Genomic DNA, 23114 nt, shown 5'->3' with positions numbered 1-23114 from the left:
TTCAAACCAATACCGCCATACCACGTTCACTTAGCCTTCTACGATCAGATACTGCCCGTTCGGCAGTGAGAACACCTCGGATGCCTCTTCGATCTCGTCTTTCCCCATGCTGCTCACATCAATCCCGTTCTCCTCGAGATATTCTTTTACATCATCCAGCGTATCTACCACGACTGCCATGCAGTCCTCCAAAAACGCCTCTGCCTCTTCCATCGTGCCTGCAACCGGTTCGTCAAATAATTGAGACTGCTTCTCCAAAAAAGTCAACAGACATTCCTCACTATATTCACCCATCTTTTTTAACCTCCCTATTCCTTGATCAGCTTTATGATCTCTTCCGGAGAACCGGCAATATGCTCTGCGCCTGCCTCCAAAAGAACTGAGCGGCCCCGGAAACCCCATGTCACACCGATGGTCTTCATATGTGCGTTGGTTCCCGTTGCAATATCTACCTCCGAATCCCCGATATATACGGTGTCCTCCGGGGAAATCCCCAACTCCTCCGCGATCTGCAGAGCCGCCTGTGGATTCGGCTTTCGGGGTATGTTCTCCTTCTGGCCCTGGATCCTCCAAAATACATCCCTGCCGAAAACGGCTTCCGCCACATGAACCGTCTGACGGTGGGGCTTATTCGAAAGCACCGCCAGCTTTAACCCCTCCTGCCTCAGCGCTGTGAGCAGTTCGGGAATCCCTTTATAAGGTACTACATGATATGTGCAGTTGGCGTCAAATATGCGTCCATAGATCCGCATCGCTTCATCAAGCCTGCCCAGGTCGGTCTCTCCTGCTTCCAGAAGCGACCTCTCCATCAGAACCCGGGCGCCGTTGCCTACAAACTGCCGGCACTTGTCCGCCGTCACCGGCAAAAGCCCCATCTCCTTCAAGGTCTCATTCACTGAAAATGTGAGTGAATCCAACGTATCGGTCAGTGTTCCATCCAAGTCAAAAATACAAAGTCTGTACATGGCAGATCATACCCTTCTTTTTATATAGTTAATCATAGTATGAAGCCATGGAAATTTCAACTAAAATTTTTCATTTTTTTCAATTTATCGTCTTCTTTGTGCTATTTTCCCAGTAAATACTGGCGCATCACCTTCAAAGCATTCTTCTCCAGGCGGCTGACCTGGGCCTGGGAGATCTTGATTTCGTCCGCCACCTCCATCTGCGTCTTTCCCTCAAAAAAGCGCAGCCTGATGATATAGCGCTCCCGCTCGTTGAGCCGTTCCATGGCCGCTTCCAAGGATAATTCCTCGATCCAGTTCTCCTCCCGGCTCTTTTTATCGCTGACCTGGTCCATCACATACAGGGCGTCCCCTCCGTCGCTGTACACGGGCTCATACAGGCTCATAGGCGCCTGGATGGCATCCAGGGCAAAGACGATGTCCTCCTTGGCGATCCCGATCTCCTCGGCGATCTCCTGCATGGTCGGCTCCTTCATATATTTGCGCATATACCCTTCCTTGGCATAGATGGCCTTATAGGCCGTATCCCGCAGAGAGCGGCTGACCCGGATCGAATTATTGTCCCGCAGATACCTCCGGATCTCGCCTATGATCATAGGCACCGCATAAGTAGAAAACTTCACCTCCCGGTCAGGGTCAAAGTTGTCCACCGCCTTCATCAGCCCCACGCATCCGATCTGAAACAGGTCGTCCGCATTTTCATTGCTGTTCGTAAAGCGCTTGATCACGCTCAGAACCAGACGGAGGTTCCCCTTGATATATTCTTCCCTTGCCGCTTCGTCTCCCTTTTTAATGCGCGCAAACAAAGCTTCCTTCTCTTCTTCTTTTAAGAGCGGAAGCTTCGCCGTATTCACACCGCATATTTCTACCTTGCTCAACGCCATCGTTCAAATCCTCCTGCCAGTTATCTTAAAAAATAATCTAGTAGAATTTTTCTCACTCTGACGATTTGTTATTCCTTTTGACACGGAATTAAAAAAACTTTTAGCCCTTGACAAACATTCCCGTTTTCTTTTGTTTTCCTTTTCCGCCCATAATATCAGCCATAGGCCGGCAGTCTGCCTGCATCGGCCCATGGCTGCTTCTCACCGCATATGCGGCGTTTTGTTCGTTATCTGATCTCCCACTTATCCGCAAGGTTCAGAATCTGGGATTCGAACTTTGCCTTATCCTTATTGGCCATGCCCTCGCATTTTGCAGCCACTTCCATAAGCCATCTGGCTGCCGAAAGCAGACGTTCTGTCGCCGCATCCGCTTTCTTCTGCACCGGTTTCTTCGTCTTAACCGGAATCCGCACGCCCTCGGAAAGGATCTCATCTGTGATCAGATCCGCCTCGCCTCCCGGGAACGGCGCAAAAGCCGGACAGCCGAACTTCTCTTCCACTGTCTGGGCAAATTCCTCGGTCACCGTGTCCTCGCCGTGTACGACAAACACACGCTTCGGGGTCTTTTTGAAGCCTTCCAGCCAGTTCAGCAGTCCGTCCAGGTCCGCATGTCCGCTGATGCCCTTCAGGCTTTCGATCCGCGCACGCACCTCAATGGTCTCGCCAAAGAGCTTTACTTCCTTCTCCCCTTCCAAAATCCGCCGGCCCAGCGTGCCTCCCGCCTGATAGCCCACGAACAGGATGGTACATTCCTCCCGCCACAGGTTATGCTTCAGATGGTGGCGGATACGCCCTGCCTCGCACATGCCGGAGGCGGAAATGATGACCTTCGGCCTCTCAATAAAGTTGATCTGCTTGGAATCCTCACTGCCTGTAGAAATCTTCAGTCCCGGGAACACCAGCGGGTTGATCCCGGAATTGACCAGCTTCAAAGCCGCCTCGTCAAAACAGCCTTTCATATTCTTCGTGAAGACCTTGGTGGCCTCAATTGCCAGAGGACTGTCCAGGTAGACCTCAAAATCCGAATATTCCGGAAGCAGGTTCTGCTCCTTGATCTCACGGATGAAATACAAAAGCTCCTGGGTGCGCCCCACCGCAAAGGAGGGAATCACCACGTTGCCTCCCTTGTCAAAGGTCTCCTTAACGATCTGCGTGAAGGTCCCGATATAGTCCACCTTCTCCGTGGAATGCAGCCGGTTCCCGTATGTAGATTCGATGACGACGTAATCCGCTTCCTCCGTATATGTGGGCTCCCGTAGGATGGGCTGGTTATGGTTGCCCACGTCGCCGGAAAATACGATCTTGCGCTGCTCCCCGTCTTCCGTCACCCAGACCTCGATACTTGAAGACCCAAGCAAATGTCCCACGTCTGTGAAACGAACCTCAATCCCCTCGCAGAGCTGGATTCTCTGCCCGTAGCCGCACGGGCTGAACAGCTCAATGGCATTCAGCGCATCCTCCATCACATAGACCGGTTCGTATTCCGGATAGCCGGCACGCCGGCCTTTTCTGTTGCGCCACTCCGCCTCAAATTCCTGGATGTGGGCGCTGTCACGGAGCATGATATTGCAAAGGTCCGATGTGGCGAACGTACTTACCACCTCTCCTTTGAACCCATCCTTCACAAGCTTCGGAATCATCCCCGAATGGTCAATATGCGCATGTGTCAGCAGCACGTAATCGACCTCATCTGCCGCAATCGGAAGCCCCGGATTCTCATACAGATCAATCCCCTGTTCCATACCGCAGTCCACCAAAACGTTCTTCCCTGCCGCCTGCAGCAGATGACAGCTTCCTGTCACCTCGTGAGCAGCCCCTACAAATGTCAGTTTCATACTCTTCACCACGCTCTCCTGCAGTCTTTTCCCTGCAAATCAAAATGATTAGTCCTGTGAATATTATAGCATTGTATCGGTGAAGCGTAAAGAGATTTTTGCCGCAGGTTTGCCGGTTTACTGGTATCGGACCATTTCCCGTTTGAGGCGCTGCATGATCTTTTTCTCAAGCCGGGAGATATACGACTGGGAGATGCCAAGGTAGTCCGCCACCTCCTTCTGGGTCTTCTCCTCCCCGTCCGGGTTATCCAGGCCGAAGCGCATGCGCACGATCAGTTTTTCCCGGCTGGACAGCTTGTTGATGGCTTTCACCAGGAGCCGTCGCTCCGCCTCATTTTCCAGATCCTTGGTAATCGTGTCCTCCTCGGTCCCCAGGATGTCGGAAAGCAGCAGTTCGTTGCCGTCCCAGTCCACGTTTAAAGGTTCGTCGATGGAGACTTCCATCTTCGTCTTATTGTTCCGCCGCAGGTACATCAGGATCTCATTTTCGATGCATCTGGAGGCATAAGTCGCCAGCTTGATATTTTTATTCGGGTTGAAGGTATTGATCGCTTTGATCAGCCCGATGGTTCCGATGGAGATCAGATCCTCCACCCCGACCCCTGTATTGTCAAATTTTTTTGCTATGTATACGACCAGGCGGAGATTGTGTTCGATGAGCAGCTTTTTCGCCTGCTCATCCCTCTCGGTTCCAAGGTTCTCGATCACCTCCGATTCTTCCTCTGTCTCAAGCGGCGCCGGAAGCACCTCCGATCCTCCGATGTAGTGGATTTCCTTCTGATTGGAAAAGAAAATCCCCCTGAAATCCGGTATGATTTTCAGCTTAAACTGCCGTGGTACCGCTACCTTAACAACCATTCTTTCTTCCTCCTTTTTTCAGTCACAGATATTTCAGTATGTCAGGACATCCGGATTTAAGATCATCTGGTACTCCTCCTGTCCGGAAATTGACCCTTCACAGATTCCGATGATCGGACGCTGTATTCGAAACTCCCCCTTTTTTCCGGACAGAAAGACCTCCATCTGTTCCGCCCGGAATACCGGCATGACCCCTTCCCCGCCCACCGTGCGGTAAGGGATATACCGTACCCCTGTCTGTTCTCTTTCTTTCTCCAGTATTTTCTGTGCGCAGGCCGGGTCGATCACGCTCACCGGCTCTCCGGATACGGGGTCGGTCAGGGCGTTTCCCGTATCCAGCAGCGCATGCATCCTGTACTTTTCAAGCCCTGTATGCAAAACCACTTCACAAAGCCGCTCTTTTTCGTTTCTGAGGCGGGCCAGGTACTGCCAGGCCCCGCAGAGCAGATAGTATATGGGGACTGCCGCGGCAAAAAACAGGCTTCCTGTCCGAACCCAGGGCTTAAGGATCATGAGCATCCCGCCCATCAAAAAGGCCGACACGTACAGCAGGCCGAAGGCCCTCACAAACTCCCTTCCCTTACGCACCTGCAGGCCGATCCGAAGCATCACGCTGCTGATACCCGCATAATAGATAGGGATCTTTACCGCGGACGGCAGCGGCAGCCACACAAGCGCACAGGTGAGGGCTGCCCCCAATGCGCCTCCCAAAAACACGCGGCTGTTTCTCACCGGACATCCCAGTACCCTTTTTACTGCCAGAAGAAGTAGGGAATCCATCATAAAATTGATCAGGAACAATACATCTATGTACAGCTCATAATACATGTTTCATTTTCATCTCCCGGACAACCTCGGAACAAGTCCTCATGCAAAACATATTATATGCTTATCCAAATCGAATTTTTGTCAGATGCTGACGAGACTTTTAGATTATATTTCGACAAGATGCGCGGTTTTAGCGCAGACATCTTTTCTGTCAGGAATCGAAAAAATCCGCCTTTCCGAAGTCAGAAAGACGGATCTGTGCTTTATTTCTTAAAAAAATCCGGTATCTTGATAGACTGCTCCTTGACGCTGCTTGCTGAAGCTCTGGGCTGAATCGTAGGAGACGGGCCGCCTATCGGCCTTGTCCCTGCCGGCGCTCTGGTGCCCATATTCCGCATTGCACCGCCGTCCATAGGCATCCGGTTCACCATATCACCGGAGGGAAGGATGGAACCCATCTTCTGCTGTCCTTCCAGCCTTGCTTTCAGCTTGGAAGAACTGCCGCCTACGTTATGTAAGCCCGTGGCAATTACGGTAATCTTCGCTTCGTCAGACTTGGAGTCATCATAAGTAGCACCGAAGATGATGTTGGCATTCTCCCCGGCGAGCTCCTGTACAAATTCTGCCGCATCCGACGCGTCCATCAGAGTGATATCGCCGGATACATTGATGATTACATGGGAAGCACCCTGGATCGTGGTCTCCAACAGAGGACTTGCCACTGCCTGCTTCACAGCCTCAAGCGCCTTGTCGTCCCCGCGTCCCTCACCGATACCGATGTGGGCAATTCCCTTGTCCTTCATAACGGTCTGGACGTCCGCAAAGTCCAGATTGATCAGGGACGGCACGTTGATCAGATCCGTGATGCCCTGGATACCCTGCTGCAGTACCTCATCCGCCTTCTTCAGAGCCTCCGGCATGGTAGTCCTTCTGTCTACCACCTCCAGCAGCTTGTCGTTTGGAATGACGATCAAGGTGTCCACACTCTCTTTTAACTTATCAATCCCAGACAGCGCATTGGCCATACGGGTCCTGGACTCAAAGCGGAAGGGCTTGGTCACAACGCCCACCGTCAGCGCGCCCTGGTTCTTCGCGATCCGCGCAACGACCGGAGTAGCGCCGGTTCCGGTTCCGCCGCCCATGCCGCAGGTAACGAAGACCATGTCCGCACCCTTGAGCGCGGCAGAGATATCCTCCTCGCTCTCCTCCGCAGCCTTTTCTCCTACCTCAGGCTGCGCTCCTGCCCCAAGACCTTTGGTAAGCTTCTCACCGATCTGCATCAAGGTCGGCGCCTTGCATAACTGCAGTGCCTGCTTGTCTGTATTGATCGCAATAAACTCCACACCTGCAATCTGTTCGTCAATCATACGGTTCACAGCATTATTGCCGCCCCCGCCAACACCTATAACGATGATCCGTGCGGCAGCTTCTGATTCGTTGGTTTTAATTTCTAACAAGAGTACTTCCTCCTTTATCATCTATTATCAATACTCTAGCATTCCTGTCTACCATTGAATGATACAATCCAATAAGTATATAATAAAGTCTTTTCGGCAAATAATCAATAGATTTTTATGTATTTTCTGATTTTTTTAATCAATTTATGCAGCTTTTTTCTGTTTTATGGGTCCGCCGGCTGTGCTTCAGGCTCTGGTTCGGGCTGCGGCTGGGCCGCGGTGTCCGGAACGAAGCGGATAGAACTCCCGGAAACGTCATAATTTTCCAGATGGAGGACCCCCGTCTGATCCGCGTAGAGCTCCGTCAGTTTTTCCAGAATCGGCGGCACCTGGGCCAGCCTGTCCGCAAACTGGCTGTTGCCGATCTGCACCCGGACGCCTCCGAAGTGGAGGGTCAGATCCGTCCCCGCGCAGCTAATCTTATCCGGGGACAGCCCCTGCTTTTCCAAAAGCGGCATCAAAGACTCCAGTTCCTCCAGAATCTGGCCGTCCGTAACCGGCAGCCCTTTACCCAGCCGGACCTCCTCCAGGCTGATCTCTATTCCTTCTATATAAGGTACCCCTTCGATCAGGGTGTCCGTGACCAGGGACGCGATCCCATCCCGGTCAAAGTATAAAAAGGCTTCCTGATAGTCGATCCGCCCGCTGAATGTCTTTTCCTTCACATGGACCTGAACCTCTTCCATGCTTTTCAGCCCTATCTTCGTCTCTTCAATGGCCGGAAGCTGCTTTACATCATTCTGGTTGTATTTCCACAGCAGGTAAAGGGAATTGCCGGAGTACTTGTCCGCAAGGAGCCAGTCAATGATCTCCTGTTCCGAGCAGTACTGGTTGCCGGTCACCGTAATCTTTTTTGTCTCAAAGAGGGAAACGGCGAGAAATCCCAATCCGGACGCCGCCGCAATCCCCACCAGAATCCACAGCAGGATCTTCCACCCGGTTCTGCCCCTTGGGGCCTGCTTTTCCCGGCGCTTTGCCTCCGGCTTTCGGGCAGCTTCCCGGTTCTGCCTTGGAGGGCCGCCTCCCTGGCCTCTGGAGGAATGATTTTGGACACCCTCCCGGTTGGGCCTGGCCTTCCTTGGCCTTCCCTTGGTTCCTTCGGGTCGCTCCCCTCTCGGAGGGGCGGCGCGTTTTCCGGCCGGGCGGTTGTTTTCCCGGTTCCCGGGAGGCTCGGAATTTCCGCGGCTTCGTTCCGGCCGGGCAGTTCCAGCGTATTCTCTGCCTCTTTGATTGTCATAGCCTTCTTTCCGGTCCCTCCTCCGCGCGGGAGGGCTGCCGGACGGAATACGCCGGGTGCCGTCCTTTGGACGTTTCTTCGCTGCCATGAAATTCCTCCCTTCCTCCTACGGTTCCCCCACTATTTTATCAGATTGGATACGCTCAATACAAGCCCCATTTCCAACAGCAGAAACAGCACGGAGGTGCCGCCGTAGCTGATAAATGGGAGCGTGATGCCGGTATTGGGAATGGTATTCGTCACAACGGCAATGTTTAAGATCACCTGGATCATCATATGCGCCATGGCCCCCGACGCGATCAGCGCGCCTAAAAGATCCTTTGCCTGGGTTGCAATCACGAAAAACCGCCAGATCAGGATCAGAAACAGCAGGACGATCAGGCTGGCCCCCACCAACCCCAGCTCCTCGCAAATGATGGAAAAAATCATGTCGTTCTGCGCCTCCGGGAGAAATCCCAGCTTCTGCACGCTCTCTCCCAGCCCTCTGCCGAACAGCCCTCCGGAACCGATGGCGTAGAGCCCCTGGAGCGTCTGATACCCTTTTTCATACTGTTCCGGATTCCGCCAGATCGCCAGCCTCTCCAGCCGGTAGCTTTCCAGCGCCAGAAAGATTCCCAGAAATCCCACCGCCGCCGCTGCCATGGCAATGAACTGGAGGTATTTGGGGCTTGCCACGAAGATCAGCACCGCGGCGATTCCCAGAATGATGATGGCCGTACTCAGGTTGCTGGCGCCCACCAGCCCTACAATGGGAAACACCGGAAGCATGACCCGGATCATTGTAGAAAATTTTCCCATGGTCTTGACATGCTTCGTCACAAGGCATGCCAGGAAAAAGATGATCGCCACCTTGGCAAATTCCGAGGGCTGGAATGAAACAGGGCCCAAAGACAGCCATCTTTTGGACCCATTGTATTCGTCTCCCACAAAAATGACCGCAACGGACAGAAGCACTGCCGTCAGGTAGCCCAGGTTGGCCAGCGGCACCCATTTGTGATAGTCAATCCCCGCGACAGCAAACATGCCTGCCAGTCCCAGTATCGTCGCAAATCCCTGCTTTTTCAGATAGTGATAGGGATCATGGAACTTGACCTGTCCGTTGTAGGAGCTGGTACTGTAAAGCAGCACCAGCCCGATCACGACCAGCAGCATAACCGCCGCCAGCAAAGTATAATCGTACTTCCTCCTGGTATGCCGTGTATGCGGGTCTGTGATGTGGGGATTCCTGGGCATATAAATTCACTCCTTCATGATTTGATATACAAACGGCAAATCACGGTTCAGTGTGATCCGAATTGCCGTACAAGCTCTTTGAATTTATCTCCCCGTTCTTCATAATTTTTAAACATTCCCCAGCTTGCGCAGGCAGGGGAAAGCAGTACCGCGTCGCCGGGCAGAGCGAACCGCATACAGGTTTTTACCGCCTCCTCAAAGGTATCCACCAGAATCGTATCCTCGAAGCCCAGCCTGTGAGCCGTCGATGCGATCTTTTCCGCGGTCGCGCCCAGAAGCACCAGCTTTTTCACCTTCCCGCCGAATGCCCTGATCCAGTCCTCGTAGTCGGAATTTTTGTCATATCCGCCGCCTATGAGAAGGGTGGGACGGTTCATCGCCTGTACGCCCCGGATGGCCGCGTCCGGATTGGTCGCCTTTGAGTCGTTGTAGTAAGCCACGCCGCCTGTCTCGGCCACAAATTCGATCCGGTGCTCCACCCCTTTGAATTTTTTCACGGTCTTCTGGATGATCTCCATGGGAACCCCGTATGCCGCCGCCATGGCCGCCGCCGCCATTACGTTTTCATAATTGTGGATCCCTAGAAGCTGCAGCTCATCCGTGCGGCAGATCAGCACCGGCTCCTGATCCCGGTAAATGATCCTTCCGCCCTCCAGGTAGATCCCTCTTTCCAGTTTACGCCTGCTGCTGAAATATAGAACCCGGGCCTGGGTATTTTCTCCGAAGCCCCTGGTCACCTGGTCTTCATAATTGAGTACGCATGTGTGCTCCGCCGTCTGGCTGCGGAGGATATTTTTCTTAGCCTCAATGTATGCCTCCATCGTATGATGCCGGTTCAGGTGGTCCGGAGTGATGTTCAGAACCGCGCTGACAACCGGGCAGAAGGTATGTATGGATTCCAGCTGGAAGCTGCTCATCTCCGCCACGATCACGGATTCCGGCTTCGTCTCGGAGGCCACACAGGCATATGGGTTGCCGATGTTTCCCACCACATACACGCTTTCTCTGTAGTTTTTCATGATCTCGCCCAGCAGCGCCGTGGTGGTGGTTTTCCCGTTGGTCCCGGTAATGGCAAGCACATCTCCCTGTCCGTATACATAGGCCAGCTCGATCTCTCCCCACACCGGGATCTGCATCCTGTACATCTGCTTCACCACCGGCAGGTCCAGAGGAACGCCGGGACTGACCACCACCAGGGCCAGGGAGTCCAGCTCCTCCTCCGGAAACGCCCCCAGGATGACCCGCACCCGTCCTGCCAGCTCATTTTTGTCCTCCGAAAGGGAGAACCGGCCTTCCGCGCCTTCTAAAAGCTCTGCCCTTAGCATCGCCCCATCCAGGGAGGCATTGCCGTCATACAGGATGACCTGGGCTCCCTGGCTGAGCAGAAGCTGTCCCGCGGCCACACCGCTGATTCCAGAACCAAATACCAATACTTTTTTTCCATTGAAGTCCATGCTCATATCGTCATACCCCCATCAATGCGATCAGGCACAGAACCGCGGTTGCGATGGAAAATACGGCAACCACCTGTGTCTCTGACCATCCACACAGTTCAAAATGATGATGGATCGGCGCCATCTTAAAGAACCTTTTTCCGCCTGTCTTCTTAAAATATGTGACCTGGATCATAACAGACAGCACTTCTGCCACATAGATCAGCCCTACGATGATGATAAACAAAGGCATCTGCATCATATAGGCCGTCCCCGCCACAAAGCCGCCCAGGGCCAGGGAACCGGTGTCCCCCATGAATACGCTGGCCGGATGCACATTGAACAGCAGAAAGCCCATCAGCGCACCTACCACCGCGCAGGTGATCGGTTCGATCCCGCTTTTGGAGCCGATCGCCACCACGGTAAAGAAGGTGGCTACCAGTACCGTCACGCTGGAGGCAAGCCCATCCAGCCCGTCTGTAAAATTGGTTCCGTTGACCGTTCCGATGACCGCCACGAACAGAAGCGGCACGGCAACCCAGCCGATATCCAGATACTTGCCGCCGGAAAAGGGGATCAGAAGCACCAGCGGAACCTGCGCGATCCGGACCAGATAGAAAGCAAACACCGCCGTCACCGCGATCTGCAGCGCCATCTTCTGCCCCGGATACAATCCATCGGAACGCTTCATCACAACCTTCAGGTAATCATCTAAAAATCCGATCAGTCCAAACCCCACCGTCAGAAACAGCACCGGAATGATCTTCGGATAATCCTTCACATAGAACAGCGCCGTAATGATCACACTGGTCAGGATCATCACCCCGCCCATGGTGGGAGTCCCCGCCTTCTTCAGATGGGACTTCACTCCTTCCACACGCTCCGTCTGCCCGACTTTCAGCCTCCTGAGAAAGGGAATCACAACGGGTCCCATGATCACACTCAGCGCAAACGAAATCAATACTGGTATCACGATATGTTCTGCCATATATCCACCTCACATCTCTTTTGTCTAACCGTTTACAGTATACCGCATTCCCGGATCTTTTTCAATCATGAGTTATCCTGCGGCCCAAATGGTTACCGGGAAGCCGTTTCCTTATTTTCATTTTTTTCCGCAGCCTGTTTCGGAATCCCCAGATAGGGAAGCACGTTGTCATAGATGCTCTGCAGCACCGGCGCCGCGATGGTCCCGCCGTAGTAGACGCCCTGGGGATTGTGGATCACCACCATGCCGATGACCTGGGGATCGTCGGCCGGCGCAAATCCGATAAAGGAGGCAATGTATTTGTGGGCGCTTCTGGGCAGCGTCTGGGAGGTGGCGGTCTTGCCGCCGATCCGGTAGCCTTCGATGTATGCCTTCTGGCCTCCTCCTTCTGACACCACGCTTTCTAAGAGCGCCCGCATGGTTGCCGATGTTTTTTCCGATACGATGCCCTTTTTCTCCTTATAAGAAATTTCTTTGATCCGGGTGCCGTCCCGATCCAGAACCGCCATCCCTAAGTGTGGCGTCACCCTTCTGCCGCCGTTGATCAGTGAACTGACGGTGGTCAGCATCTGGATGGGGGTGATCTGGAAGGACTGGCCGAAGGACATGGTGGCCAGCTCCACGGTCCCGATGTCCTCCTTCTTGTGCATGATCGTCCCCGCCTCTCCCGGAAGATCTACGTTGGTCAGGCTCATCAGGCCGAACTGCTTAAAATAGTCATAGAAGCGGTCCGCCCCCAGCCGCAGGCCGATGTCGATAAACACGGGATTGCAGGAATTTTGCAGGCCCTGGACAAAGCTCTCTGCGCCGTGCCCTCCCACCTTGTGGCACCGGATCTTCCGATCCTCCACCATCCGGTATCCGGGACAAGAAAAGCTGTCCGAAAGGCTCACCACCCCTTCCTCCAGGCAGGCCGAGGAGGTAATGATCTTAAATGTGGAGCCGGGCTCGTAGGTATCGTTGATGCATCCGTTCCTCCACATCTGGTTCAGCAGGTTTTGTTTTTCCTCATCACTGACCGCGGCCCCCTCCGTATTCAGCGTAAAGGGGTCGTTCAGATTAAATTCCGGCACATTGACCATGGCCAGTATCTCCCCGTTCTGAGGGTTCATCAGGATCACCGACACGCTGTCCGCCTGCTTTTCCTCCATCACCTTCCCTGCGGCCTGGGCGCAGAAGGACTGGATATTGTAATCCAGGCTGATCTGCAGCGTATTGCCCGCCACCGGCTCCACCCGATCCTCCGCCACTCCTTCCAGCTCGATGCCCCGGGCGTCCGTCACCGTAAGGATGGTGCCGTTGCTCCCTTTGAGCTCTTCCTCGTACTTTACCTCCAGCCCGATGATGCCCTGATTGTCGCCGCCGGTAAATCCAAGCACCTTGGAAGCCAGGTCGTCGTAGACGTAGTACCGTTTGAAATCCTCATCCACCTTGACCCCCGCCAGATTGCAGCCGCGGATCAGATCCCCCGTCTCTTTGTCCACATTGGTTTTGACCTTCTCCATGGAGGAGACTTTTTCCACCCGTTTGCGTACAGTGCCCTCATCCATATCCAGTTCCCGGGACAGGGTGCGGATCACCGCTTCCGGGTCTTCGATCTGGCTGTGGATGACGGAGATCGTGCAGACCGTTTTGTTGGTCGCCAGAACGGTGCCGTTCCTGTCCACAATCTCTCCCCGGGCCGCCTTGATCTCCCGCTCCCTCTCGTGAAGCGCTTCCGCTTTCTTCTGGTAATACCCGGCGTCGAAGATCATCAGGTACACAAGACGGACGATGAGGCCCAGCACGATCAGGCAGGCCGCACAGAATACGACAAGCATCTTCTTCTTATTATATGTCCTGTTTTTCATAGAAAAACCTTACAAAAGATATTTTTTTATAACATATTATCTCTTTTGTAAGGTTATGCATTATATCCTTCTTTATTCCATATACTCATCCGGATAGGGCACCTCATATTCGACCGGCATCCCTTCGGCCCAGCCGTCCAGATCCGGGTCGTAATTCTCGTCGATATAGGCCCCGTCCTGGTTGTCATAGGTTTCCTCGTAGTTCTCACTGTAGGACGTGTATTCATCCTGCGATGCGTCCGCCGGCTGGGTTTCGTCCTCCGCGGTGGTTTCCGGGGGAACATAGTCTTCCTTCATGGTAATGTTCAGATACGGAAATGCCTGGGACATGATCTTCTGGGACAGCTCCAGCACGTACTGGCTGGTCTCCTGTCTCGCCACATTGGGCTCGTCGATCACCACGTAGACCACCACCTCCGGATTCTCCAGCGGCGCGCAGCCGATAAAGGAGAGCACATAGTTCTCCGCTTCCCTGGGAAGCTTTTCCGCCGTTCCGGTCTTGCCGCCGATGTCGTATCCCGGAACCATGGCGTTAATCCCAGTCCCATATTCCATCACCGCACGCAGATAGGGTTTGATCTGCTGTGACGTTTCGGCCGAAATGGTCTTGCGCAGAAGCACCGGATCCTTGATCTCCACCACTTTGCCGTCCCCGTCCTGGATCTGTTTGACCACATGGGGCTGGTAGTAGTAGCCGCCGTTTACCAGGGAGCAGAAAGCCGCCGCTACCTGGGTCATGGTGACGTTGAACCCCTGTCCGAAGGAACAGGTGGCCAGGTTCACGTCCAGCATATTTTCTTTCGTAAACAGAAGCCCTTCCGTGTAGGCTTCCCCCGGCAGGTCAATATCCGTATATTCCCCAAACCCGAAGATATGCTGGTATCTGAGGAAATTGTCCACCCCGATCTTTTCCGCCATGTGCATCATCGCCACATTGCAGGAAAAGGCCACCGCGTCCTGCACGGTCTCGGTTCCGTGTCCCGCCCTCTGGTGGCAGGAGATGTCGTAATCCCCCACATGAAGGCTTCCGTAGCACCCGTAGGTTTCGTCTCCCTGCAGGGTTCCGGATTCCAGCCCCGCCGCCACGGTCATCGGCTTCACCGTAGACCCGGGTTCGAAGGTATCGCTGACGCAGAAATTTCTCCACAGGTCGTTCATGGCGTTCAGCTGCTCTTCCTCCGACATGGCCTTCCACTGTTCTTCAGAATACAGGATAGACAGGTCTCTCGGATTGTTCAGGTCAAAATCCGGGTAAGACGCCTCTGCCAGAATCGCGCCGGTATTCGGATTCATAATCATGACCGCCGTATTTTTGCTGCCGAGCTGCCCCGGACGGGCCTCCCCGGCATGCGCCTCGTTAAATTCCCGGATGCATTGCTCCACCATGCTCTGCAGTGTCAGGTCTATGGTGGACACCACCGTATTGCCGTTTTTGGCCGCCTTCACGGTCCGCTCAATGGATGCGTCGTCGTTGAAATAGCCGTACTCCCGCCCGTTGGTCCCGTTCAGAATGTCGTTGTAGGCGCTTTCGATCCCAATCGCGCCTTCATTTGTCCCGACCACAAAGCCGATCACATCGCTTGCCAGAGAGCCGTAAGGATAGCTTCTCTGGTAGTCCTCCTCCAGCCAGATCCCCCGCACGTCCGGGTATTGTTCCTCATCCTCTTCTATGGCCTCGAACTCCTGCGCCTTTTCATAGGAAATCTTTTTTGCAAGGATCTCATACCGGCTGTCCGGCCGTTCCTCTATGATCCCCTGCACCGTCTCCTTTGGGATGCCGAAGAGGCTCTCCAGCACTTCCATCGTAGGCTTGGCATATTCCTCCTCGGACAGCATCACATATACATCCAGGATCACATTGTAGACCCGCTCGCTGGTGGCTATCCGGGTTCCGTTGCAGTCCACGATGTCCCCCCGCTTATAGGGGATCGCCCGGCTGTCATACTGCTGCTGTTCCAGTACGATCTTTGTGTACCCGCTTCCCTTGGAGGCATTGATATAGGTAATTTTGCCTATTAATGCAACAAAAGCCAGTACAACTGCCATAAAGACCATTACCAGCTTTTCCTGCATCCTTTTTGGAAATTTTTTTGTAAGAAAATCAAATCTGTTTCTACGTTTTGTTACCGCCATCTATTGCTCTTCCTTACTCTGTCAGGCTTCCTGACTTGGCCAGGACGCCGTTCTCCGGAATGTCATTGTACTGCTTCACACAGTCTGTCGTCGGGTTTTTGTAGGATACTACGCTGCCCTGGGACGCATATACCATTCCAAGCTGATTCACAGCCCTGTCCCTTACAGTATTCAGATTGACCGAATCTGCCGCCGCCTGATACGCGGCATCGTTCTTCTCCGTCAGCTCCGCAAGCTCCCGCTGCAGCGCCGTGATGCTCTCTGATCTGGCCACAGTCTCTGACTGCAGCCTGAGATACAGAAAACAGATCACTACGGCAAAGATTGCCGCAGATGCAAGAAATACCGCATAAGCCGTATTCATGCTCAGCGCCCGCCTCCGGTTCTTAAGAACCTGGCGGCTTGTCTTTTGTCTGTACTCCGGTTCCCCAACCGGAACATGTACGGGCGGAACTTCTGGCTGACGGGCAATGTTGTCGTACACATATGCCTGTCCGCTCTGACTTCCGTGCCGCGCGTCGCCGCTTAACGCCCCTATGCGGGTCGTCGCCTGGTATGCGCCGCTTCTGCCCTGAGACAGATCCAGATTCACGGTATCCCCATGAAAAGAATCTTCATGCGTTTCTCTTCCGTAAATCGAATATATGGTCGTCTTTGTCGATGCCATCGTTCTTACGCCCCTTTCTTTTTTATCAGGATTCTCCCCTTCCTGATAAAATCTATCTTATATACTCCTTTTCACGCCCCATACTCTCAGGCACGCTCAAAGACCCGCAGCTTCGCGCTCTTTGAACGGCTGTTTTGTTCCAGTTCCTCCTTTCCAGGAAGGATCGGTTTATTCGTGATCACCTTCCCTTTTGAAACGTTCCCGCAGACGCAGACCGGAAAATGACTCGGACAGGTGCAGGGATTTTCCTGTTTTCGGAATGTACGCTTGACGATCCGGTCCTCCAGGGAATGGAAGGTAATGATACAGATCCTTCCGCCCGGATTCAGCAGGTCAATCATCTCATTGAGTGTGCCCGAAAGCACTTCCAGTTCCCGGTTCAGTTCGATCCGAAGAGCCTGAAACGTCCGCTTGGACGGATGCCCCGATGTCTTCCTGATCTTCATCGGTATGGCATGCCGGATCACTTCATTCAGCTGTTCCGTGGTCTCGATCGGCGCCTTTTCACGTTCCATCGCAATGTGTTTTGCAATATTTTTGGCAAACCTGTCTTCCCCGTAGTCGCGGATGATACGGTACAGGTCCTGCTCACTGTAAGAATGAATGATATCCTTTGCCGTCCGATCCTGCCTCTGGTCCATCCGCATGTCCAAAGGCGCGTCCAATCGGTAAGAAAATCCCCGTTCAGCCTGATCAAGCTGATACGAGGATACTCCCAGATCTAGAACAATCCCATCGACTTTTTTAATTCCGACAGCCTGAAGCTCTCGTTTGATATCACAGTAATTGCTTCGAATGACCGTGACCATCTCCCCAAAGCCCTGCAGGCGGACACTGGCTGCTTCGACCGCAGCAGCGTCCTGATCTATCCCTATGAATCTCCCCTTGCCGCTTAGACGACTGCACACCTCAAAGGCGTGTCCGCCTCCGCCCAGTGTGGCGTCTACGTAGACTCCGTCTGGCTTCACCGCCAGAGCGTCTACTGTCTCTTTCAGTAATACTGAAATGTGTTGAAATGCCATCCTATCCTCCTTAGATTCGGATACCGATCGCTTCCATACGTTCCGCGATCGCATCCAGATCTTCCTCGCTGACCATGCTTCTCTCTTCCCAAAGCTCCTTATCCCAGATCTCCACACGATCCTGAACTCCCACAAGGACAACGTCCTTTTCAAGATGTGCCGCTTTTCTGAGGGAAGGCGGGACAAGTACTCTCCCCTGCTTGTCAAAACTGCCCTCCGAAGCACTTCCGAAGAAATACCGCTTAAATATTCTGGCATCCTTGTTCATACGTGGCAGGGTTTCCAGTTCCTGGACGAATTTGTTCCACTCTTCCTGGGAGTACACAAACAGACAGCCCTCCAGACCATTGCAGATCACGAAGCTGTCGCCCAGATCCTCCCGCAGCTTTGCGGGGATAATCAAACGGCCTTTTTCATCTATGCTGTGATTAAACTCCCCTAGTAACATTGAGAACTCCTTCTGTCAACGGGCTCCACTTCTACCCCACATCACTCCACTGTCCACCACTTTCTACCACTTGAATCCATTGTACCCCACATCACTCCCTTTTTCAACCCCTTTTTTCATTTTTTAAGTCCTGCACAATGCAGTACGAAAAAAAAGAAGCTGTCTGAAGGGCTTACACCCTGGACAACTTCTCCATATATTCAGAAGGGCTGACTCCCTTAACCGCCCGGAATATCCTGCTGAAATAAAACTGATCTGCATAGCCTACCATAGCTGCAATATCTTTTACAAACAATTCATTTCTGTTATTCATGATCTCACAGGCTTTTTCGATTCGAATCTCATTCAGCATCTTACTAAAGCTTTTGGAAGAGTAGCTGCGAAACAACCGGCACAGATAGGTCTGAGAAATCCCAAAGACCCTGCATATCATCTGGGGAGACAACGGATTAGCGAGATTCTCTGTCATATAGCATAAGATCCGTTCAAAATATTCCTGTGTATCAATTTTCCCCCTTGCCATTTCCTGATTACTGTTTTTCCCCAGTATCTGTAAAACGCTTTCTGTAAGTCTTTTCATATTTTCCGCATAATAAAATGCATCATCCATGTAATAGCCACACGCTTCAACTGACTCCTCCAGCATATGATGTCTCCGAAATAACCCGAAAATTTCACGAACTTTATCCTCTATTACCAATTGTGTGTACTCCCTTTTCTCCCACTCCGCAAAGCAGCGCTCGACTTCCCCTGTCGCTTTGCGCCGTTCACCTTGCCTGAGCAGGTGTCGAAGATATTCCAGGTCATTTCCTTCTTCCAGAACTCTGGCTTGCTGTTCTTCCTGATCCGGAAGCATGATCGTTCTGCTTTTCCCGATAACCAGGCAAGAATCCAGTTTCTGATAAAGCCGCTGGATGGCAGGCGGCAATTCTACAGGAGGAACCGCTTCGCCCAGAAGCACAAGTGTATAATAAGAAGCTGATCGTTTCTCCTTTTCTATTATATGCTGCATCAGTTCATAAAAACTCCCATACACCATCAGTTCTTTCGGACATATGCAAAGCGTTTCCATCTCATCTCTTCCATATACCATGATCTGTTCCTCAGGAATGGAAAATATCTCTGTCTCTCCTGTATTCACAAATCTCTGAGGAAGTCCGTTTTTTCGAAACAGCGCCACATAATATCCTTCTTCCGAGAAAATTCTTGAAAATTCTATTTTATCTATGATATCCGTATCAGCTGTAGAGATCTTATGAAGCATCCTGTTGCGCAATGTATAATAGGACTTATCCAGCTTTCCGCGTATTGTCCTCATGCAGTCCTGAAACACAGACGGCTTTACCGGTTTTAATATATAGTCACACACACCTGCCTGAATTGCCGCACGCGCATAATCAAATTCCTGATAGCCACTGATAATAACAGATAAAACAGAGGGATACTTCTCTTTCACTTTACAAACAAGTTCAATCCCATCCATTAACGGCATCCTGACATCTGTGATCAATACATCAGGAAGCTGCTTTTCCATCTGCTCAAATGCGGTCTTTCCATTATCTGCCGTACCTGCTACTTCAAATCTTGGGCATTTCAATTCAATCAATGTAAGAATATGATTCAATGCTGCCGGTTCATCCTCCGCCACAAAAATCCGATACATCTTCATCCATCCTTCCTATCATTTCCTCTGCGCTCAACATTTTTCCGCCCACCAGAATCTCTGCGCCGTTCTCCCAGTTTCCCGGCTTAAATATCGTATGTTCCCCCTCCAGAAGATACAATCTGGCATAAAAGTTTATCAATCCCATGCCTCCGATCTCTAATTCAATATAGCTTCGTTCCTCACCCAAATCCTGTTTTGCTTTCTGGAGCTTCTGATAAAGAGCTTCAAGTATTTCCTTCGAAAAACCGTCCCCATTATCTCTTACCCTGATGAACCAAAGTTCCCTGTCCGCCCATCCTTCTACCATAATATTCATTCCGCCAATAGTATTTTGAAATCCGTGTAAAACACTGTTTTCTACCAGCTGCTGTAAAAAAATCCTTGGGACCTTCTGTAGACGAACCTCTTTTTTGATTCGTACCGTATAATTCAGCTTCTGCTCATATCTATATTTCAGCAGGGCAAAATACTTATCAAGATGACTGATTTCCTGGGCAATCGTTGCATATTTTTCCTTTGTGTTTGTTGCATAACGAAGCATCCAGGCCAGATCATCACAGATATCGCAGATAATTTCATCCCCAACCTTTATTCCTCTGGCAGAAATAATATTTAATACATTAAAAATAAAATGGGGATTCACCTGGGCCTGAAGAAGGTCAAACTGCGCCTGGAGCTGCAGGACAGATATATATGTCTCACGGATGACAGCCTCATTCAGCCTTTCACGCATATCCGCATAGGCTTTTCCTAAATCTCGAAATTCATCTGATGAATCTGGGATTTTTATCGGTTCCCCCAGCGTTTCAAGGCTTGTATCCTGAATCATCTTATGCAGCTGTAATACCGGTCTGGTAAGCTGCTTCGAAGCAATCAAAATATAGGATAAAGATAAAACCAGAAATCCTCCTGCCAGCAATATAGTCAATAAATAGATGTTGTCAAGTTCGGCTTTCATCACAGAAATATCTTCTGAAACAATTATATATATACCTTCTGCTTCGTCGAACCTTACCGATGTCAGCAGCGTCCCTGTTTCTGTCTCAATTTCTCCGGTAGGAATTTCTGTTCTTCCCAAAAACTGCTGATAAAATTCCATATCTAATTCTGCATCGGTATGATACAGAATCCTCCCTTCTGCATCCATAAGACAGATCATCATCTGCTCATCAGGAGGTTCGAACAGCTTATCCATTTCCGCCTGTGCTACCTGAACCTCAAAGAAACCCATTGAATCCCCCTGGATTTTTTTTATTGTTGAAAACACCTCCGGAAATGTATACTTTCCCCATACATCTTTGTGTATTCCCGATATGATCAATTTTCCTTTATTGTCTTTTACCTGAGCATACCATTCAAAATTTTCAAGTACCGGAACCTCCTTTGTCGCTTTATCGCCAAAATCTGCGGTAGAGATCTTATCCCCCCGCTCATTAAAATAAATGATCCTGTAAAATTTCCGCAGCAAATAGTCCGAATTCATAAGAATGCGAATCGAATTCTTACTTTCCATAATGACTTTGGGATTTTCCAGGTTCCGTGCTTCCTGAGTTAAAATTTTAATGGATGACAGTACACTCGGATTACTCAGAAGATATCTGCTGACATCTTCCATCGACCGCAAAAGATCACTATACTGCTCTGCGGCCTGCCGCGCTGCAGAATTCAGATTCTGATACTCCCGCTGTTTAAAATTAGAAGCACTCACATAATAGTATATCCCGCCCGCAATCACAGAAATCAGGACTCCAAACACGGCATATACAGCAAACATCTTCTGCTGAAACTTCATGTGACGTCTATGAATAAATCCCATACACTTTCCCTTTCCGCTGTTATGAACAGTCACCCTTCATTATTATAAATCTTTTTACGCAATCTGTCATGGACAATACTTTCGTTCTTTCGTTTTTATCCTTTTATAGATCCGGCTACCATACCATTCACAATCTTTTTATTGAAAATAATAAACAATATAAACATTGGCAATGTGATTAAGATCACATCCGCAAACAGCAAATTATACGAACTGGAAAATTGTCCGGTAAAATTATACAGGGTCTGCTGCACAGTTGCGTTTTCTGTACCAGGTAAAAAGTAAAGTGGATTCGTAAAATCATTGAAAATGGTCACTGCGTTTAAAATAACTATTGTGGAAGTAACTGGTTTCAGCAGCGGAAAAACAATCTGAAAGAAGAGACGTCCGTTTTTGCATCCGTCAATACGCGCTGCCTCTTCGAGCTCAACCGGAATTGTTCCTACAAATCCCTGGTACAGCATAATGTCAAATGGAATTTGCAGCGCAATCTCAATGAGGATCATCCCAAACATGGTCCGATATACATGCAGGCACTGCATGACCCAGATTGTCGGAATGACTGCAGGAGGAATCATAAGTCCAAGCATCAGCAGTATATTTACAATTCTGGTCATCCTGTCATTTCTTCTCCGTATAATATATCCCGCCATAGACGAGACGACAACCAGGCCGATCACCGAAAAAAACGTCAGTAACATACTGTTTTTGAAAGCCTTCAGTAAAACATAATCATTTGTCTGGAATACTTCCACATAGTTTTCCCAGTGAAATACCCTGGGGATGGAGAGGTTTAGAAGATTTGCTTCCCTTCTTTCTTTCAAAGAATTAAGAAGCATGAAGAGGAACGGAAATACAAACACCAGGATTGATGCAAGAAGTCCTGACATATCTCCTAAAAGTGTTGACCTTTTTTTATATTTCATTCTAGTTTCTCCTCCTTTGATAATAGAAAACGCTGAAGCGGAAATGCAAAAAAACCAATCAAGAAAAACATGATCACATTGCCTGCCGTGGACAGGCCGTAATACCCTGCCGCATATTCCTTATATATAATAGAAGCCATAACATCTGTCGCAAATCCCGGTCCGCCTCCGGTCATAGACCAGATCAGATCAAAACTTCTCAACCCGCCTATAAAAGAAAGTATAATCACCGAATTCATTGCCGGAAGACATAATGGCATGGTGATGCTCCTAAGCTCCTGCCATCGGCCCGCCCCGTCTATTGCCGCCGCTTCATAATATGTTTTATCAATAGATGCGATTCCCGCTATATAGATTACTGTTGCAATAGAAATCCCTTTCCATATATCTACAGCTGCCACCGAAAAAAGAGCAAGATCAACATTTCCAAGCCAATTCGGTCCTTTTCCGCCAAAAAATGCAATCACCTGGTTAAAAACGCCCTTTGTCGGATGCATCAATGCCGTAAATGTCAGTCCTATTGCTACAGTACTGACAAGATTTGGGAAAAAAACAATGGAGCGTATCAGATTTTTTGTATGTATTTTTCCGGTAAGAAAAACCGCAATAAAAAACGCCAGAACCACCTTCGCACCGGAAGTAACCACCGCATACATCAGGGTGTTTCTGATTCCGATGTTTAAAGACCTTTCTGTCAAAAACATTTTAAAATTGTCCAAACCCACAAAAGTATAATTATCAAAATTCCAGACTGTCATGCTAAAGAAAAGTGACATCAGCATTGGTATAATAAAAAATATGATAAAAATAAGCATTGCAGGGAGTAAAAAAGATATAGAATACCGACTTTTTTTATTCATTTCAGAGCCCTCCTGAAAAAAAGAAACCAATACCGCACGATCGGGTACCGGTTTCTTTTGCCCAACTA

Annotated in this window: 20 protein-coding genes; all 20 read right to left on the bottom strand. The window is 50.6% G+C overall.

Going from position 1 to position 23114, the window contains the following annotated elements:
- Window positions 1–30 precede the first annotated feature (30 nt).
- Window positions 31–294 carry a hypothetical protein gene (locus tag EBB54_RS07545; protein ID WP_004081325.1) on the bottom strand — a complete coding sequence of 88 codons (264 nt, stop codon included), beginning with the start codon at window positions 292–294 and terminating at the stop codon, window positions 31–33.
- Window positions 295–308: 14 nt separating this feature from the next.
- A complete protein-coding gene (locus EBB54_RS07540) occupies window positions 309–965 on the bottom strand; it encodes an HAD family hydrolase (RefSeq protein ID WP_125126965.1) in 657 nt (218 codons plus the stop codon).
- Window positions 966–1066: 101 nt separating this feature from the next.
- A complete protein-coding gene (gene sigG / locus EBB54_RS07535; protein ID WP_004081329.1) occupies window positions 1067–1849 on the bottom strand; it encodes an RNA polymerase sporulation sigma factor SigG in 783 nt (260 codons plus the stop codon).
- Window positions 1850–2076: 227 nt separating this feature from the next.
- Window positions 2077–3684: an MBL fold metallo-hydrolase RNA specificity domain-containing protein gene (locus tag EBB54_RS07530; RefSeq protein WP_125130666.1), complete on the bottom strand. Its 1608-nt coding sequence runs from the start codon at window positions 3682–3684 to the stop codon at window positions 2077–2079.
- Between the two features lie 117 nt (window positions 3685–3801).
- On the bottom strand, window positions 3802–4542 hold the full coding sequence (gene sigE / locus EBB54_RS07525) for an RNA polymerase sporulation sigma factor SigE (RefSeq protein ID WP_004081332.1): 741 nt from the start codon (window positions 4540–4542) through the stop codon (window positions 3802–3804).
- A 33-nt stretch (window positions 4543–4575) separates the two neighbouring features.
- The gene (locus EBB54_RS07520) at window positions 4576–5370 is read right to left on the bottom strand and encodes a sigma-E processing peptidase SpoIIGA (protein ID WP_125126964.1); all 795 of its coding nucleotides are present in this window, start codon (window positions 5368–5370) and stop codon (window positions 4576–4578) included.
- A gap of 203 nt (window positions 5371–5573) precedes the next feature.
- A complete protein-coding gene (ftsZ, locus tag EBB54_RS07515; RefSeq protein WP_004081336.1) occupies window positions 5574–6767 on the bottom strand; it encodes a cell division protein FtsZ in 1194 nt (397 codons plus the stop codon).
- 164 nt (window positions 6768–6931) lie between these two features.
- Window positions 6932–8092: a cell division protein FtsQ/DivIB gene (locus EBB54_RS07510; protein ID WP_125126963.1), complete on the bottom strand. Its 1161-nt coding sequence runs from the start codon at window positions 8090–8092 to the stop codon at window positions 6932–6934.
- A gap of 32 nt (window positions 8093–8124) precedes the next feature.
- Entirely contained in the window at window positions 8125–9237 is a 1113-nt protein-coding gene (locus tag EBB54_RS07505; RefSeq protein ID WP_004081341.1) for an FtsW/RodA/SpoVE family cell cycle protein, read from the bottom strand.
- Window positions 9238–9284: 47 nt separating this feature from the next.
- Window positions 9285–10691 (bottom strand): UDP-N-acetylmuramoyl-L-alanine--D-glutamate ligase, encoded by a 1407-nt coding sequence (gene murD, locus EBB54_RS07500; protein ID WP_125130664.1) that lies wholly within the window; start codon window positions 10689–10691, stop codon window positions 9285–9287.
- Between the two features lie 10 nt (window positions 10692–10701).
- Window positions 10702–11658, bottom strand: a complete 957-nt coding sequence (mraY, locus tag EBB54_RS07495) for a phospho-N-acetylmuramoyl-pentapeptide-transferase (protein WP_004081344.1) — start codon at window positions 11656–11658, stop codon at window positions 10702–10704.
- 92 nt (window positions 11659–11750) lie between these two features.
- On the bottom strand, window positions 11751–13508 hold the full coding sequence (locus EBB54_RS07490; RefSeq protein WP_125126962.1) for a peptidoglycan D,D-transpeptidase FtsI family protein: 1758 nt from the start codon (window positions 13506–13508) through the stop codon (window positions 11751–11753).
- A 72-nt stretch (window positions 13509–13580) separates the two neighbouring features.
- Window positions 13581–15641, bottom strand: a complete 2061-nt coding sequence (locus tag EBB54_RS07485) for a peptidoglycan D,D-transpeptidase FtsI family protein (protein ID WP_125126961.1) — start codon at window positions 15639–15641, stop codon at window positions 13581–13583.
- 13 nt (window positions 15642–15654) lie between these two features.
- On the bottom strand, window positions 15655–16308 hold the full coding sequence (locus EBB54_RS07480; protein WP_193554340.1) for a hypothetical protein: 654 nt from the start codon (window positions 16306–16308) through the stop codon (window positions 15655–15657).
- Between the two features lie 86 nt (window positions 16309–16394).
- Entirely contained in the window at window positions 16395–17330 is a 936-nt protein-coding gene (gene rsmH / locus EBB54_RS07475) for a 16S rRNA (cytosine(1402)-N(4))-methyltransferase RsmH (protein WP_125126960.1), read from the bottom strand.
- A 10-nt stretch (window positions 17331–17340) separates the two neighbouring features.
- Window positions 17341–17778, bottom strand: coding sequence for a division/cell wall cluster transcriptional repressor MraZ (mraZ, locus tag EBB54_RS07470; protein WP_004081353.1), 438 nt, complete (start codon window positions 17776–17778; stop codon window positions 17341–17343).
- Between the two features lie 172 nt (window positions 17779–17950).
- Window positions 17951–19441: a response regulator transcription factor gene (locus tag EBB54_RS07465; protein WP_162307110.1), complete on the bottom strand. Its 1491-nt coding sequence runs from the start codon at window positions 19439–19441 to the stop codon at window positions 17951–17953.
- Window positions 19413–20957, bottom strand: coding sequence for a sensor histidine kinase (locus EBB54_RS07460; RefSeq protein WP_162307109.1), 1545 nt, complete (start codon window positions 20955–20957; stop codon window positions 19413–19415). Before EBB54_RS07460 ends, EBB54_RS07465 begins: the two co-directional genes overlap by 29 nt.
- A 398-nt stretch (window positions 20958–21355) precedes the next feature.
- Window positions 21356–22186, bottom strand: a complete 831-nt coding sequence (locus EBB54_RS07455; RefSeq protein ID WP_125126957.1) for a carbohydrate ABC transporter permease — start codon at window positions 22184–22186, stop codon at window positions 21356–21358.
- Complete coding sequence (locus EBB54_RS07450; RefSeq protein WP_243127579.1) at window positions 22183–22911, bottom strand: carbohydrate ABC transporter permease; 729 nt, start codon at window positions 22909–22911, stop codon at window positions 22183–22185. The genes EBB54_RS07455 and EBB54_RS07450 overlap by 4 nt, the downstream gene beginning before the upstream one ends.
- Between the last annotated feature and the right edge of the window lie 203 nt (window positions 22912–23114).

It is taken from the genome of Schaedlerella arabinosiphila (assembly GCF_003885045.1).
Classification (GTDB): Bacteria; Bacillota; Clostridia; order Lachnospirales; family Lachnospiraceae; genus Schaedlerella; species Schaedlerella arabinosiphila.
Note: the sequence above shows the minus strand (reverse complement) of the source record. Positions and strands in the feature narration are given on the sequence as shown.